This is a genomic window from Burkholderia sp. ABCPW 14 (assembly GCF_001523835.1).
GTDB lineage: Bacteria > Pseudomonadota > Gammaproteobacteria > Burkholderiales > Burkholderiaceae > Burkholderia > Burkholderia mayonis.
The window spans coordinates 123551-139228 of record NZ_LOVS01000132.1 but is presented as its reverse complement, the minus strand read 5'-3'; the positions used below and the strand labels follow the sequence as shown (position 1 = coordinate 139228).

Genomic DNA, 15678 nt, shown 5'->3' with positions numbered 1-15678 from the left:
AGCTGTACATCGCGGTGGGCATTTCGGGCGCGATCCAGCACCTGGCGGGGATGAAGGATTCGAAGGTGATCGTCGCGATCAACAAGGATCCCGAGGCGCCGATCTTCAGCGTGGCCGATTACGGCCTCGTCGGCGATCTGTTCACGCTCGTGCCGGAACTCGCCGGCGCGTTGCGGTAACCGGCCGGACATCGACCCATCTGAAGCAGGAGGCCAACATGCCGAACAACGCCGCGATTGCGCCGCAGTCCTATCTGTTCGTCCCGGGTAGCCGGCCGGATCGGTTCGAGCGCGCGTTGTCGAGCGGTGCCGATGCGGTGATCGTCGATCTCGAGGATGCGGTCGAGCCGGCCGCGAAGGACGCGGCGCGCGAAGCCGTCGCCGCGTGGGTGTCCCGCAGCCACCCGGTGCTCGTGCGGATCAACGGCCGCGACACGCGCTGGTTCGAACAGGATGCGAAGCTCGCTGCGCTCGACGGGGTGGCGGGCATCGTGATCCCGAAAGCCGAGCGTCCGGACGATGTCGTCGCCGTGGTCGAGCGCGCGCGGCGCAAGGTCGCCATCTTTCCGCTCATCGAGACCGCGCAAGGCATGTGGTCGGCGATGGATATCGCGAAAGCGCCGTGCGTGAAGCGTTTGATGTTCGGCACGCTCGATTTCATCGCCGAAATGGGGATGGACGACGATCGCGATCCGCTGAATCCGCATCGTGCGCAACTGGCGCTCGTGTCTCGCGTCGCGGGGCTCGACGCGCCCGTCGATGGCGTGACGCCCGACGTGCACGACGTCGACCGGCTGACCGCCGACACGCTGAACGGCAAGCAATACGGCTTCGGCGCGAAGCTCTGCATTCACCCGGCGCAGGTCGCGGCCGTGCATGCGTGCTACAGCCCGAGCGAGCGCGAGCTGGATTGGGCGGCGCGCGTCGTCGACGCGATGTCGCGCACCGAAGCGGGGGCGATTACCGTCGACGGGAAGATGGTGGATCGCCCGGTCATGATGCGGGCGCAGCGGCTGCTCGCTTGCGCGGCGTACCGTCGAGCGGGGGCGTCCGAGTGACGGTTGCGTCATTCGCGGGCGGAAGACCGGATGCATCCGCCGCGCGGTCTCGGCGTAGCCAGGCTGTTCGACATTCGACATCCAACATTCACGGCTCGTCGCTCGTCAGGCGACGATGAAGAGCATGCGGCCGGGAGCGAGCGAATGCACGGGCCGAACGCAAGTCCATTTCAGGCGTCGCCCGACGCTTGATGAAGATCGAAACGTCGATCGGAAATAGCGCATTCCGAAGCAATCGCTGCACCAGCGCAGACTCGATCGATCCTCGCACACGCCCGTTTCGCATCACGCAAGCTGCGGGCCAAACGCGATCCCCGTGCGATGAAGCGCGGAGATCGCCGTTCAATCAAAAAGCGCCGCTCGAAGCGACAGCGACACCCCGCGACACGTCACGGAGCCGCCGTGCGCGCGGCATCCCGATCGCCTTCGGCGGTCGTCGGCGAGATGTCCTCGAGCGCATGCCGGCTCGTCTCGATCCGCAGCATCCCGATCCCGATGCACAACGCGACGAAGATCACGCTGACCATCGCGATCACGCCGCTCACGCCGAAGTGCTGGTAGAGCGTCAGCGCGAGATACGGCGTCGCGATCGATGCCGCGCGGCCGGTCATGCCCGCCAAGCCGGTGCCGCGCAGCCGCACCGCCGTCGGGAACAGCTCGGGGATGAAGCCGAACAGGCCGAGCGTCGTGATCGTGTAGATGCTCGTCACGAGGCAGAAGCCGACGACGACGATCGCCGCGACGTCGCGCAGCGACACGTAGATCCAGCCGAGCACGATGCTGACGACTGCCGCGTAGACGATGCCTTTCGCGCGGCCGATCCGGTCTGCGATCAGGTAGCCGCACACACCGCCGACGGGCGAGCCGATCGACATCAGCATCACGAAGCCGAGCGACTTCACGACCGACAATCCCTCCGACACGAAGAACGTCGGCAGCCATGCAATGAATCCGTACAGGCCGATGTTGACGGCGATCGCGGTCATCGCGGCGACGATCGTGCGGTTGCGCATGTCGGGCTTGAAGAGCGCGTTGAACGGCGCCGTGCCGACGTTCAGGTCGACGATGCGTTTGACTGGCGGCAGTTCGCCGACTTGCGCGGCGACTTCGCGCTCGATGTCCCGCAGCGTCTTTTCCGCTTCGTCGAGCCGTCCGACGGATTCGAGCCAGCGCGGCGATTCGGGCATCCGGTGCCGCAGGAGCCAGACGACGAGCGCGCCGAATCCGGCGATCGCGAACATGTATCGCCAGCCGAGATTCGGGATGACCCAATAGCCGACGGCGAGCGCGAAGAACAGGCCGCTGTTGATGATGATCGCGAGCAGCGACACCCACTTGCCGCGTGTCGAGGGTGGAACGAACTCCGCGAGCGTGCCGGCCGCGACGACGAGCTCCGCGCCGAGCCCGAGGCCCATCACGAAGCGCAGGCCGATCAGCCAGCGGATGTCCGGGACGAAGCACGCGGCGAGCGACGCGAGGCCGAACACCGCGAGATTCAGCTGATACGAATAGCGTCGGCCGAGCCGGTCGCCGACGTAGCCGGCAAGGCCGGCCCCGATCATCATGCCGACGAAGGTCGCCGACACGAAGGTCGCGCCGCTGCGCAGATCGGCGAAGCCCGTCTTCACCATCGCGGCGACGGCGCCGTTCGCGAGATAGAGATCGAACGCGTCGAGGAACGCGCCGGCCGCGATCAGGCCGAGGATATTCCAGTGAAACCGTGAAACGGGCAGGCGGTCGAGTCGACCGGCCGCGTTGACGATCGATGTCATGCGTGTCTCCTGATAGGGATGATGCGTGTCGGCCGGCCCTGCTTCTGGGACGGGGTCCCGGCCATGTGTCGCCGCTAGACGACGCGCCTGTCGCGCAAGCCGGCTATGCGGTCGTCGCCGTAGCCGAGTTCGCGCAGGATCGCGTCCGTGTGCTGGCCGAGCGCCGGCACGGGCGCCATCGCGGGTTCGTCCTGTGCCGCGAGCCCGGGCGGATAGAGCGCGGGCACCGGGCCCGCCGGCGTGTTGACGTGCGTCCAGCGGTGCCGCGCCTTGAGCTGGCCGTGCTGCCAGATCGCTTGCATGTCGTTGACTTGCGCATTCGCGATGCCGGCTTCGTCGAGGCGGGCGATCACCTCGTCGGCGGTCAGCGTCGAAAAGGCCGTGCGGATGATGTCCGCGAGCGCGTCCCGATGGCTCGAACGCTTGCTGTTCGTGCAGAAGCGATCGTCGGCGGCGAGGTCGGGCAGGCGCACGACGACGTCGCAAAAGCGCGCCCATTCGCGTTCGTTCTGCAGGCCGAGCATCACGGTCTTGCCGTCGCCCGCCGGAAACGGACCATACGGATAGATCGTCGCGTGCGATGCGCCGGTGCGTCGCGGCGGCGTCTGGTCGTCGATCGCGTAGTAGAGCGGGTAGCTCATCCACTCGACCATGCTTTCGAGCATCGACAGATCGATGTGCCGCCCGCGCCCGGTGCGCTCGCGCTCGAGCAGCGCGGCGAGGACGTTCGTGTACCCGTACATGCCTGCTGCGATGTCGGCGATCGAGCAGCCGGCCTTCGCCGGATGCTCGTCGGTGCCCGTGATGCTGAGCAAGCCCGATTCGCTCTGGATCAGCAGGTCGTACGCTTTCTTGTCGCGATACGGGCCGTCGAGCCCATAGCCCGAGATGTCGCAGACGATCAGATGCGGATAGCGATCGCGCAGCGACGCGTAATCGAAGCCGAGCCGCTGCATCGCGCCGGGCGCGAGGTTCTGCACGAGCACGTCCGCGTTCGCGAGCAGCTGATGCACGATGTCGACGGCCTCCGGCTGCTTGACGTCGAGCGTCACGCTTTCCTTCGAGCGGTTCGTCCAGACGAAATGCGACGCGAGTCCGGACACGCGCTCGTCGTATTGCCGCGCGAAGTCGCCGGTGCCGGGGCGTTCGATCTTGATCACGCGCGCGCCGAGATCGGCGAGCTGCCGCGTGCAGAACGGCGCCGCGATCGCATGCTCGAACGTCACGACGGTGATGCCGGTAAGCGGGCGCATGGCGGTCCTCCGTCAGAACGAGCGCGGCAGGCCGAGGATGTGCTCGGCCACGTGCGACAGGATCAGGTTCGTCGAGATCGGCGCGACCTGGTACAGGCGCGTTTCGCGGAACTTGCGCTCGACGTCGTATTCGCACGCGAAGCCGAAGCCGCCGTGAAATTGCAGGCATACGTTCGCGGCTTCCCACGACGCATCCGCGGCGAGCAGCTTCGCCATGTTCGCCTGCGCGCCGCAGGGCGCGTGCGCGTCGAACAGCGCGCACGCGCGATAGCGCATCAGGCTCGCCGCCTCGATGTTCACGTACGCGCGCGCGATCGGGAACTGCACGCCCTGGTTCTGGCCGATCGGGCGGCCGAACACGACGCGATCCTTCGCGTACTGCGACACCTTGTCGATGAACCAGTAGCCGTCGCCGATGCACTCGGCCGCGATCAGCGTGCGTTCCGCGTTCAGCCCGTCGAGGATGTACTTGAAGCCCTGACCTTCTGCTCCGATCAGGTTCTCGGCGGGAATCTCGAGGTTGTCGAAGAACAGCTCGTTGGTCTCGTGGTTCACCATGTTCGGGATCGGGCGGACCGTCATGCCCTTGCCGATCGCGTCGTGCAGATCGACGAGAAAGATCGACATGCCTTCGCTCTTCTTCTTCACGTCCGACAGCGGCGTCGTGCGCGCGAGCAGGATCATCAGATCGGAGTGCTGAATCCGCGAGATCCAGACCTTCTGGCCGTTCACGACGTAGTGCTCGCCGCGCCGTACGGCCGTCGTCTTGATCTTCGTCGTGTCGGTGCCCGTCGTCGGCTCGGTGACGCCCATCGACTGGAGCCGCAGCTCGCCCGACGCGATGCGCGGCAGATAGCGCTGCTTCTGCTCGGCGCTGCCGTGGCGCAGCAGCGTGCCCATGTTGTACATCTGGCCGTGGCATGCGCCGGAATTGCCGCCCGAGTGGTTGATCTCTTCCATGATGACCGACGCTTCGGTGAGCCCGAGGCCCGAGCCGCCGTATTCCTGCGGGATCAGCGCGGCGAGCCAGCCGGCTTTCGTCAGCGCGTCGACGAACGCTTCGGGGTAGCCGCGCGCTTCGTCGACCTTGCGGAAATACTCGGCGGGGAATTGGCTGCAGAGATCGCGGAGCGCTTCGCGGATGTCTTGATAGGGATCGATGACGTGATTCATGAGTGTTCGGGGCAACGTTTGAAGTTATCGGGCAAGCGACGCGCGGGCGGACATCGTCAGCCAGCCGTCGTGATCTTTTGCCCACAGTTCGACCGAGCCGCCGTCGGGCGCGCGGCGGCCGCACAGCGTGAACGCGTGGCCGAAGAACGTCGGCCGCACGGCCTTGTATGCGTAGTCGACGACGACAGCCTCCGGCATGGCGCGCGACACGAGATCGAGCAGCAGCGTCGCGATCAGCGGGCCGTGAACGACGAGGTCCGGATAGCCTTCCGCCCGCCGCGCATAGGATCGGTCGTAATGGATGCGATGGCCGTTGAAGGTGAGCGCCGAATAGCGAAAGAGGAGCGCCTCGGTGGGCGCGATTTCGCGTTGCCACTGGGCGCCGTCGGGCGGCGCTTTCGGCGGCGGCAGCGGCGCGCCCGGTTCGGCGGGCTCGCGATAGACGATGTCCTGCGCTTCGTGGATAACGGGAGCGCCGTTCGACTCGATCACGTGCTCGATCGTGACGAACGCGAGCCGGCCGCTGTGTCCGTCCTTGTGCGCGAGCGACGCGACGCGCGACGTACGCGTCGCGGTATCGCCGATCGCGAGCGGCGCGAGAAAGCGCAGGCGGCCGCCCGCCGCCATCCGGCGCGACAGGCCGAGATCGGGCAGGAAGCCGCCCGTGCGCGGGTGGCCGTCGAGGCCGAGTCCGGATTGCCGCACGGCCGTCCAGAAGTACGCCCAGTGCCAGATCGGCGGCAGTGCGTCGCCGATGCGCGGGGGCGCGTCGCGCTCGAGCGTCGCGGCGAGCGCGGCGGCGGGAGCGGGGGAAATGAGGTCGGTGACGATCCGGACCGCGTCGTCGCGGCGGTCCGCGGGTGTGGCGTGCATTGTCGTCTCCATCGCCGGGCGGGCCGGGCTGCTTGGAATAGGATGGAGACGACTTTAGGTGAACCGGCGTCGCGCGGGAAATACCAATTGAATGTGCCGGGCATAGGCGTATCCTATGGCTTTTCGATCGACCGGCCTTGCCATGGACGTCCGTCAGCTTCGCTATTTCGTCAGTATCGTCGAGTACGGCAGCCTCGGCAAAGCGGCGGAGAAACTGTACGTCGCGCAGCCGTCGTTGAGCCAGCAGATCGCGAAGCTCGAGGACGATCTCGGCGTCGCGCTGCTCGTGCGCAGTCCGCAAGGCGTGAAGCCGACGGCGGCGGGGCAGGCGCTGTATCGTCACGCGCGGCTCGTGCTGCGGCAGATGGATCAGCTGCGGCAGGAGGTGCGTGAAGGCGCGGGCGCGGAATCGGGGACGGTCGCCGTCGGTTTTCCGACGACGATGGCGTCGGTGCTCGCGATGCCGGTGTTCGAGCGCGTACGCGCTCGCTATCCGGGCATTCGTCTGCAGTTCTTCGAGAGCATGAGCGGCTACATCAACGAGCTGCTCGCGAACGGCCGGCTCGATCTTGCGATCCTGTTCCGCGAATCCAACACGACGGGCATCACCGCGATGCCCGTGCTCGACGAGGCGCTGTTCCTGCTCGGCGAGCCGGGTGGCGCCGTGTCGCCGCGCGCCCGAACCTGCGCGTTCGCCGCACTCGCGGGCGTGCCGCTCGTCGCACCGAGCGTGTCGAACGGGCTGCGACTCTTGCTCGAGCGGATCTTCGCACGCGAGGAGGTGCCGCTTAACATCGTCGCCGACATCGATTCGCTGCCGACGCTGCTGTCGATCGCGCAATCGGGCGCCGCGTGCACGATTCTTCCCGCGTCGGCGCTCGCGCTGCGCGATGCGGCGAACCGCCCGAAGATGCGCCGCATCGTCGAGCCGGAGATACGGCGTCCGGCGAGCCTGTGCTGGTCGAACACGTCGCCCGTGAGCTCGGCGGCGCTCGCGGTGCGCGAGACGATCGTCGAGCTGATCGCGGAGCTCGCGGACAGTGGCGTGTGGGCTGGCATCTCGCTGCGCCCGCGAGCCGAGCCGCCCGTGTGACGGCTGATCGGGAGCGCGGCACGCGGCGTGCGCAATCGGCGAGGCAGTGCAGGACGCACGGGTTTGATTCGCGATCCAGCGACGGGCGGATATCCGCGCGATCGATGCGTCGCACGTGCTTCGCGCCGCGCGCCGTGTGCCGCTTTCCGTGTGCCGCGTTGCGCGGAAGCGCGGCGTGACCGCGCGCGGGCGCACGTCGAATGGCGAAGTCGAGCGACGTCAACGGTGCAGACGAAATCGCCGAGCCAAGCCTAAGGTCGCGAAAATGACGCGCGTCGGAGCGCGTTTTCCGAAGCATCCGCAAATGATCGCCCGCCACGTCTACCGTGCCGGCGCTATCGCAACGACGCGACGTGCCGCTCGATGATCGATGCGCCGTCCGATCCGACTATTTTCGCGGCCCCGCGGACAATCCGCTAGGACGCGTTTCCTTTGTCCGGCATAGGCGATGCCTATGGAGGGCGTGGCTCACAGTGCATCGTGATGACATGCGAACCTTCCCACATATTGGGCAGCGACATCGCGGAACTTCCGCTGCGCGGCGGACGGTGGCACACGCGCATCGTTGAGGACGACGGGGGAGGGTCGGATGCGTCGCTCGACGATGCCACGTGCGGCGCGGCGCCCAACCGGGAAGCGCGGGCGGAGTACCGCGCATGCGACACACATTGTTTGCGTTAGCGAAACGGACTGTTAATCGTGAGGGCAATGATCTATCGCGAAGAGCCGGGCATACTTTCGCGTGTCCCATTGTTCCCAGGCTGCTCGAAGAGCCCGCTTTCGAAATTGAAACTACGCGTTCTCAAATCGTCGTCCTTATCGATCGTGGTCAGCGCGCTGCTGCTGGCCGCGTGCTCAAGCGCATCCGACATCAGCGCGACCGAAAAGCCGGACGTCTACACCGTCGATTCGAGCTCGCGCGGCATTTTGCTGTCGTGGGCCGGCGCGCACGAGCGGGCCGTTAACGAGGCGACGAGCTACTGCGCGCAGCGCGGGATGCAAGCGAGCGTGAAGCGGGAATCCGTCGACCGCGGCAGCGGGCCGCAAGCGCACGCACAACTCGCGTTCGAGTGTCATCCGGCGTTCTGACAGGCGGATGCCGTTGCGCATCGCGGGCGGCTCGATGGCAGGATCGTTTGTTGTTCAGTCGTGGCGGCGCGCCATGCGAAACGGCAGCCGCGCTGCACACACGACATAGTCCGGCGAATGTCGCGTGCATCCGCACGATGAAGCACCCCGGTCGGACATGACCGATCATGGCCGCCCGGTCGTTCGGGCCTCGGCTTCGATAACCGTGGATCGGGCGATCGACCGATGGCAGATCGTTTCCCGTCTCGGCGCCCGATTCCCGACAAAAACGGCGAACAATGCTGTGGCCGCTCGCGTGCGCTATCGGATAGCGGCAACGAAAAAGCCCACACGGCTCGAACGAGCGGTGTGGGCTTTCTTGTCGCTTGTGCGTAGCGCCCATGGCGCAAGCAAACGTTGTCGTCCGGCGCGGAGCGGAACCGGCGTTACACGACGAACGCCGTGCGATCCTTCCCGGCGATCCACGACGGCGGGCGGCCGCGGCCGGTCCACGTCGCGCCGGTTTTCGGATCGCGGTACTTCGGCTTGAGTCTGCCGCGACGGCGCAACGCGCCGGCACGTCCGAACACCTCCTGCGTCGTGAACTCGAATTCCTCGACAATTCGCTTCACTTCGGACAGCGCCGTGCTTCGCGCTTCCGTGCGGGCGGCGTCCAGTTTGATCATTAGGGCTTCTCGTTCAGCCAGAAGGTCGAGGTAAGTTTCCATCGAAAAATTGCTCCCTTGCCTGTCGGGATTCGATCGCGTCCCATATTGGCTGGCAAATGCATGGTTGTGTGTGATTGACGAATGACGACAAGTCGGTCGCCGATCGGAAACAGGCGAAATCCGACGCGGCGATCGGCAAGTGAAACGAAAAATGCGACCGTGCTTCGGCGTCGATCGCGATGCCGTTCGCGGTCAAGCGGCGGCGTGCTGCAAGCAGGCGAAGCGTCGGCCTGGCCCGCTTGCGGGGATGAAAAACCGGTATCCATTGACGATGCCCGATGTCCTCGCGATGGCACGCCGATTCGACATCCGTTCGAGCGCGAAGCCTGTCGGACAGGGACTCGGAAGATCATCATTTGGATGACAAAATTCTAACGGCCGGCGTCGACGCAATCCAGCGGATCGAATTTAGATATTCATAAATTTTTGACATACATCGGATGCGTACAACGTGATGCATCGATGTCCCGAACAAAGTCGTCATCGATCGAAGCGAAACAGCGCGCGCGCCGAGTCGCAGAGAATGATGCGCCGTTGCGACGGGTCGGGAACCCAGTCGTCGAGCGCCGAGCGCGTCGTGCGGAAATCGGTTCGATCGCGATGCTGCGTGTGCGGCCAATCGCTGCCCCAGACGAGACGATGCGCCGGGAACGCGCCGAGCAGCTCGCAGGCCGCACGCGTGCCGAATGCGGTGCCGTCTCCGGTATCGATGTTGCGATACGCGGCGGACAGCTTGACCCACACCTGTCCCGTGCCGGCGATCGACAGAAGAAAGCGGAAGCCCGGATCGCGCGTGCCGAGATGCGGCGCCGGCCGCCCGAAATGATCGACGACGACGCGGCAAGACTGGTCGAGCAGCGCGGGAATGATCGCGGGGAGGTCGGCCGCGTCCCGGTGCACTTCGACATGCCAGCCGAGCGCGTTCGCCCGCGCGAGCAGCGCGCGCCAGCGGGGCGAGGTGAAATCCGGAATCGACGCGCCGACGAGATTCAGGCGGATGCCGACCACGTCCGTTGCTTCGAGTCGCGCGAATTCGTCTTCGGCGATGCCCGGATTCACGACCGCGACGCCGCGAAAGCGCTGCGGATAGCGCGCGAGTATGTCGACGAAGAAGTGATTGTCGGTGCCGAGAAAGCTCGGCTGCACGAGCACCGCGTGCGTGATCCCGCACGCGCTCAGATGGGCGACGTACGATTCGAGCGTCGCGTCGTATTCCGGCGAGTGCCGCGCGGACTGAATGCGTGGCAGGCTTCGCAAGAACACGTGCGCGTGCGAATCGACGGCTTCGATCGGTGCGACGCCGTCCCCGTACCACGCGTCGATCAGCGGATCGCACGCGTCGTGCGCGCGAGTGGCGGTGGTGCGGCCCGTCGTTTCGACTGCCGGATCGTTCGATGCCTGATCCATGAAAAATCCACGAAATGACGGGCGCCTGAAAATGCCGGTCGACTCCTACAGCGCCGCTTCGCGGATCCGGGAATCGGGCTGCGACGCCTGGAAATCGCGCGCGCGCGTCTCGGGCAGGAACCAGACGGCGACGAACACGAGCCCGTAAGCGATGCCCGCGTCGATGCCGAGTGCGAGGCCGAGCGGCATTGACGTGCCCATGTGCCCGACGAGCACCGGGAAGATCGCCGACGCGACGCGCCCGAAGTTGTAGCAGAAGCCGACGCCGCGTCCGCGCACGTTCCTCGGATAGAGTTCGTTGAAGAGCGCGCCGAGCGTGGCCGGGATGCCGGCCGCGAAGAAGCCGAGCGGGAAGCCGAGCAGCAGCATCGCGACGTTGTTGAGCGGCAGCAGCACGTACAGATTGACCGTCACGACGCAGCAGGCGGAGAACAGCATCAGGTTCCGGCGACGGCCGATGCGGTCCTGCAAGTACGCGCTCGTCATGCATCCGATGATGAACGCGACGATGATCACGGCGAGATATGCGCCCGTGCCGAGCACGGACAGGTGGCGCTCGGTCTTCAGGTAAGTCGGCAGCCAGGTCGTGATCGCGTGGTAGCCGCCGTGCGCGCCGACGCCGATCAGGCCGCCGACGATCGTCATCCTGAGCACCGACGGATCGAAGATGCTCTTGGTCGACTGCACGGGCGCCGCCGCCGCTGCCGTGTGCGAATCGTCGCGCGCCGGCTCAGGAATGGCGCGCCGGATGTACAGCACGAGGAGGGCGGGCAGCACGCCGATCGCGAACAGCACGCGCCACGCCCATTCGGGCGGCAGCCACGAGAAGATCAACGTGTAGAGCAGCACGGCGCCGCCCCAGCCGAAGCCCCACGCGCTCTGGACGATCCCCATCGCCTTGCCGCGGTGCTGCGCACGAACCGTTTCGCTCAACAGCACCGCGCCCGCGGTCCATTCGCCGCCGAAGCCGAGCCCTTGCAGCGCCTTCAGCACCAGCAATTGCTCGAAGTTCTGCGCGAATGCGCTCAGGAACGTGAACAGCGAGAACCAGCACACGGTGATCTGCAGCGCGCGCACGCGGCCGAAGCGATCGGCGATCGCGCCGGCGAGCAGTCCGCCGATCGCGCCCGCGGCGAGCGTCGCGCCGCCGATCAAGCCCGCTTGCCCTTTGCCGATGCCCCATGACGTGAGCAAGGCGGGAATGACGAGGCTGAACATCTGCGTGTCGACGCCGTCCAGCGCCCATCCGGAAAAACATCCTTTGAATGTGCGTCTTTCCACGGGCGATATTTCTTTGTACCAGCTCACTCGCGCTCTCCAGAATGATGTCGCTATAAATGATTGGGAAAAAGCCCGCATCATATCGCCATATTTTATCGAGGGGTAAACGACATATGCATCACGAATCCAAGCGTTATTGATAAAAGAAAATTATGATTACGGATTCCGTGGCGTCGTCGATCGTGCAAGTGGGAATGCTCGTCAAGGCTTATGTGGATTTGATTGCATCGTCGTATGTCCGATTCGGCATGGTTTGAGCGTTCTTGTGAAACGATCAATCAATTCGTTCTGTTTGTTTGAATAATCGAGGTGTTGTAAATCGGATGACCGAGTTCGTCTATTTGGAGTAAGGGCAGAATGAAATCGTGTATTCGCGAAGTCTGTATGTCGTTTCGGCGATGCGACGGCGCGACGATCGAAGCAGAGACTCATCGAGCCGCGTGATTATGGAATCCAAGCATCTTCGTTATTTCCTGGCCATCGCCGACACCGGCAGCCTGACCCACGCGGCGATCCGCTTGGGCGTCGCGCAACCCGCGCTCAGTCATGCGCTGACGAAAATGGAGCGGGAGCTCGGCGTAAAGCTGTTCGATCGTTCGAGACGCGGTGCGACGCTGACGACGGCGGGCGAAGCGATCGTCGACGACATTCGCCTGAGCCTCGCGCGGATGGACGCCGCCGCGCGCCGCGCAAGCGAGATCGGCGCGCAGCGGGCAGGGCGGCTCAGCATCGGATTCGTGTCGGCCGCGCTGTTCGGCACGCTGCCGTCCGCGGTATGCGCGCTGCGTGCGGCCGCGCCGCGCGTCGATCTCGTGATGCGCGAGATGAGCAATGCGGAGCAGGTCGTCGCGCTCGAGCGCGGCGAGATCGACATCGGGATTCTCCATACGCCCGTCGCGATCGGCGGTCCGGTCAACGAAAAGCTGATTCGCCGCGATCCGCTGATTGCCGTGATTCCGAAGTCGTTTCCCCGGCAGCCGGACGGCACGATCACGCTGCGGGAACTGTCGCGCGCCGGGCTTATCTGGTTTCCGCACGAGCAGTTGCCGTCGATACGGGCGGCGATTCTCAGCGCGTTTCGGCTGGCGGGGCATCCGATCGAGGTCGTTCAGGACGCGAACCGCACGCTGACCGTGATCGCCTGTGTCGCGGCGGGCTGCGGCGTGTCGCTGCTGCCGTCGTCGATCCGGACGCTGACGTTCGAGGGCGTCGATTTCAGTACGGTCGCCGACGGACAGGCGCTGCCAGAATTTCCGTTGACGGCGATCTGGCCGAAGCGCTCGCGCCGGACGCTCGCCGACCGGTTCGCCGAGCTGCTGCCGCAGTTCCAGGCGAGCTGACGCTCAGGCGTGCGGCGCGGCCGTTCGACGGAATACATGCGCGACCTTCCTGCGACGCCATTGCGTCGCATGTTGCATGTCGCATGTCGCATGCGATCGGCGTCAATCATCCGGATGCCGAAATATTCGAATTTTCTTATGCGCCGCCATTGCATTGGAATTCACTTTTTAATTAATGGGCGGCGCGCCGATAGACAATAATCAGGATAAATATTGCCGGCATGGCGTAATTGAATGCTCGATTAATTGAGTCAAATCGAAATTTTTCATTCGCGTGCGCACGTCATTTCTCGATGCCACGCATTCGAAATGCGTAATCCGACTGTTTCAGTCACGCGAATTCCGTTTCGTTTGCCCGCTTTCGACCGCGCAACGCGGCGCCAGCGCCGTATCGATGCAAGCTGCGGCTGCGCAGATCGTGTTTCAAACGATCATTATGACGGCCAGAAAGAATCTTTAAATATTGTCAAATTTTCAGAAACTCGGATTCTTCCGATAGTAACAATTACGATGACCATTCATCATCTATTCAATTATATTTTCGATGGAATCGGGGCGCGATTCTGAGATAACCGCAATCGAGTAGACCAATCTAGTCGACCTCAACCAATTAAAAACCGGGTCGACCGAATCTGATTTCCGACTTTGCCTGCCGCGGCGGCGGTGCGCGATGCGTTGCCGTTCGCCCGTGCTCGTTCGCGGCAATCGCGACACGGGCCGGGCGGCAAGCGTCGGTCATGCATGGCGCGCGATGGCGCGCGCGAGGCGACGGGGCCGCTGCGCGCGGCGATCGGGCCATCGAAACATAACAACGAGATCAACGGGCGATCGTGTGGAGAGCGAAATGCGCAAGCGTGTGGTGCAGATGGTGAGCGGGGCGGCATTCATGCTGTTTTTCGCGACTGTCTCGGCCGGGCAGCTGACCGGCACGATGCAGGTGAATTTGCAAGTCAGCCGCGGATGCGAGGTCGCGGGCGTTGCCGGAAGCGTGGATTCGGGCCAGCTGGATTTCGGCGCGCAGGGACCGCTCTGGTCCGACTACCTCACGGCGGACGGCCGCGCGACGTCGAACGGCGCGGTGCGCGTCGTGTGCAGTCCGGACATCAGCGGCTTTCTGGTGTCGATCGACAGCGGTCGCAACGGCGACCAGTCGACCCGCTATCTGGTCAAGCGCGGCGCGGACGGGCGCGTCGTCGGCCGGATTCCGTACAACGTATACCGCGACGCGGCGCGCAGCGTGCCGTACGTGCCGCTTCTGCCGCAGTCGTTTCTCGTCGACGGGCGGCAGGACGACGTGACGCTGCCGCTCTTCGGCGTCGTCAACGGCATGGCGCGCGCGCTGCCGTCGGGGACTTACGAGGATTTGCTCGGGATCACGCTCGACTGGTGATCCGGGCGGGTAAGCAGCAACAGTTCATTTTCACCACACAGAAGGAAACAACATGAAGGCTCACTGGAAAGTTTGGGCGGCTGTCGCCTGCGTGTCCGCTTGTGCCGGCGCGCAGGCACAAACCAGCCCGCTCACGGGGACGGTCAACTCGCAACTCGTGCTGACGACGGGCTGCGCGGTCGATACGGGCGGCGGCTCGGTCAGCGCGACAAACTTCGGCACGCTCGACTTCGGCACGCAGCCGAGCGGCTTCACGGGCCAGCTCGCGAGTGCGGCAAAAGGCGGCGGCTCGACGACGACGCAAGTCACGTGTTCGCCGGACGTCACGTCGATCCAGGTGACGATCGACGGCGGCCAGAACGCGTCGAAGGGCGCGACGGTCGGCACGGGCACGCGTGCGCTCGCAAACGGCGGCAGCTTCGTGCCGTACGAAGTCTACGCGGACGCGGGCCACTCGCAGCAATACGTCGCCGGCACGCCGCAATCGGTGTCGGTGCCGACGCCGGGCTCCGCGTTCGCGCTGCCGCTCTTCGGCGTCGTCAACAAGACGAACTCGTCGGCGCTCGCCGCGGGCACGTACACCGACGTGCTGAACGTCACGCTCGGCTGGTAAGCGAGCGCGTCGATTCCGTTCAGTCCGGCCTCGCGGCCCGCGCGCAAGCGAGCCGCGAGGCGATCCCAGATTTCCGTTCGTCATGTCGACCTTACAACGAGTACGAGTGGTTTTTCTGCTGTGCGTCGCGTCGCTGCCGGCTACCGGCCGGGCCGACACGTTGTTGCCCAGAACCCAGGCCTTCACGGTCAGCGCGCAGATCGTCGCGGGCTGCGGCGTCGCGGGCGGCGGGCCGACGAGCGGCCTGAACTTCGGCACGCTCGACTTCGGCGCGCATCCGGCCGTGGCGACGGGGCAGGCGACTGCGGCGGTCGGCGGCGGCGCGCTGCAGATCGAATGCTCGCCCGGCTGGACGCTGAAGATGACGATCGACGGCGGCGCGAACGCGAGCGCGGGTAACACGCAGCGCAATCTGGCGAGCGGCGGCGCACGCGTCGCCTATCAACTGTATTCGGATTCCGGGCGCACGCAGGCGATCGCGATCGGACAGGCGGTGTCGCTGCCCGTGTCAGGGACGATCACGCTGCCGATCTACGGCGCATTGACGCTGCCGGGCGGCAACGCGCCCGCCGGCACTTATACGGACACCGCGCAGGTCACGCTCAGCTATTAATCAATCAGGAACCCGTC

The 15678-nt window shown here is 65.3% G+C and carries 16 protein-coding genes and 1 pseudogene; 9 read left to right on the top strand and 8 right to left on the bottom strand.

Annotation, left to right across the window (positions count from 1 at the left end; all coding sequences use genetic code 11):
- Positions 1-179 (top strand): FAD-binding protein (locus WS62_RS20670; protein WP_197422884.1); only part of this gene is annotated, 179 nt, incomplete at its 5' end.
- Between the two features lie 38 nt (positions 180-217).
- The gene (locus WS62_RS20665) at positions 218-1057 is read left to right on the top strand and encodes an HpcH/HpaI aldolase/citrate lyase family protein (RefSeq protein WP_066574603.1); all 840 of its coding nucleotides are present in this window, start codon (positions 218-220) and stop codon (positions 1055-1057) included.
- A 389-nt stretch (positions 1058-1446) separates the two neighbouring features.
- On the opposite strand, the gene WS62_RS20660 is transcribed toward WS62_RS20665, so the two are convergent.
- The 4 genes from WS62_RS20660 to WS62_RS20645 all read right to left on the bottom strand — a co-directional run bounded on the left by WS62_RS20660 (position 1447) and on the right by WS62_RS20645 (position 6128).
- The gene (locus WS62_RS20660; RefSeq protein WP_066574601.1) at positions 1447-2829 is read right to left on the bottom strand and encodes an MFS transporter; all 1383 of its coding nucleotides are present in this window, start codon (positions 2827-2829) and stop codon (positions 1447-1449) included.
- A 74-nt stretch (positions 2830-2903) separates the two neighbouring features.
- Complete coding sequence (locus WS62_RS20655; protein WP_066574599.1) at positions 2904-4082, bottom strand: CaiB/BaiF CoA transferase family protein; 1179 nt, start codon at positions 4080-4082, stop codon at positions 2904-2906.
- Between the two features lie 12 nt (positions 4083-4094).
- Complete coding sequence (locus WS62_RS20650; RefSeq protein WP_066574597.1) at positions 4095-5255, bottom strand: acyl-CoA dehydrogenase family protein; 1161 nt, start codon at positions 5253-5255, stop codon at positions 4095-4097.
- Between the two features lie 24 nt (positions 5256-5279).
- On the bottom strand, positions 5280-6128 hold the full coding sequence (locus WS62_RS20645) for an FAS1-like dehydratase domain-containing protein (RefSeq protein ID WP_066574630.1): 849 nt from the start codon (positions 6126-6128) through the stop codon (positions 5280-5282).
- Between the two features lie 142 nt (positions 6129-6270).
- Between WS62_RS20645 and WS62_RS20640 the strand changes: the two genes are divergently transcribed.
- Positions 6271-7221 carry a LysR substrate-binding domain-containing protein gene (locus WS62_RS20640; RefSeq protein WP_066574594.1) on the top strand — a complete coding sequence of 317 codons (951 nt, stop codon included), beginning with the start codon at positions 6271-6273 and terminating at the stop codon, positions 7219-7221.
- An 825-nt stretch (positions 7222-8046) separates the two neighbouring features.
- Positions 8047-8310 carry a hypothetical protein gene (locus tag WS62_RS20635; protein WP_066574591.1) on the top strand — a complete coding sequence of 88 codons (264 nt, stop codon included), beginning with the start codon at positions 8047-8049 and terminating at the stop codon, positions 8308-8310.
- A gap of 425 nt (positions 8311-8735) precedes the next feature.
- Here WS62_RS20635 and WS62_RS20630 read toward each other — a convergent pair whose 3' ends face one another.
- The 3 genes from WS62_RS20630 to WS62_RS20620 all read right to left on the bottom strand — a co-directional run bounded on the left by WS62_RS20630 (position 8736) and on the right by WS62_RS20620 (position 11705).
- Complete coding sequence (locus WS62_RS20630; RefSeq protein WP_066485773.1) at positions 8736-9017, bottom strand: H-NS histone family protein; 282 nt, start codon at positions 9015-9017, stop codon at positions 8736-8738.
- A gap of 480 nt (positions 9018-9497) precedes the next feature.
- On the bottom strand, positions 9498-10424 hold the full coding sequence (locus WS62_RS20625; RefSeq protein WP_066574589.1) for an amidohydrolase family protein: 927 nt from the start codon (positions 10422-10424) through the stop codon (positions 9498-9500).
- Positions 10425-10469: 45 nt separating this feature from the next.
- Positions 10470-11705, bottom strand: coding sequence for an MFS transporter (locus WS62_RS20620; protein ID WP_066574586.1), 1236 nt, complete (start codon positions 11703-11705; stop codon positions 10470-10472).
- Positions 11706-12151: 446 nt separating this feature from the next.
- Here WS62_RS20620 and WS62_RS20615 point away from each other — a divergent pair, with 446 nt between their 5' ends.
- On the top strand, positions 12152-13045 hold the full coding sequence (locus WS62_RS20615; protein WP_066485777.1) for a LysR family transcriptional regulator: 894 nt from the start codon (positions 12152-12154) through the stop codon (positions 13043-13045).
- 525 nt (positions 13046-13570) lie between these two features.
- Here WS62_RS20615 and WS62_RS38865 read toward each other — a convergent pair.
- On the bottom strand, positions 13571-13750 hold the full coding sequence (locus WS62_RS38865) for a hypothetical protein (RefSeq protein WP_082721148.1): 180 nt from the start codon (positions 13748-13750) through the stop codon (positions 13571-13573).
- Between the two features lie 63 nt (positions 13751-13813).
- Between WS62_RS38865 and WS62_RS39060 the strand changes: the two are divergent.
- From WS62_RS39060 to WS62_RS20600, 4 genes and pseudogenes are all read left to right on the top strand, one after another.
- A pseudogene (locus WS62_RS39060) lies at positions 13814-13900 on the top strand (oxidoreductase); the annotation flags it as partial.
- Positions 13890-14435 carry a Csu type fimbrial protein gene (locus WS62_RS20610; RefSeq protein ID WP_066574624.1) on the top strand — a complete coding sequence of 182 codons (546 nt, stop codon included), beginning with the start codon at positions 13890-13892 and terminating at the stop codon, positions 14433-14435. The pseudogene WS62_RS39060 and the gene WS62_RS20610, both read left to right, overlap by 11 nt.
- 52 nt (positions 14436-14487) lie before the next feature.
- On the top strand, positions 14488-15048 hold the full coding sequence (locus tag WS62_RS20605; RefSeq protein ID WP_066485779.1) for a Csu type fimbrial protein: 561 nt from the start codon (positions 14488-14490) through the stop codon (positions 15046-15048).
- 82 nt (positions 15049-15130) lie between these two features.
- Positions 15131-15661 (top strand): Csu type fimbrial protein, encoded by a 531-nt coding sequence (locus WS62_RS20600; protein WP_066574583.1) that lies wholly within the window; start codon positions 15131-15133, stop codon positions 15659-15661.
- Positions 15662-15678: the final 17 nt, after the last annotated feature.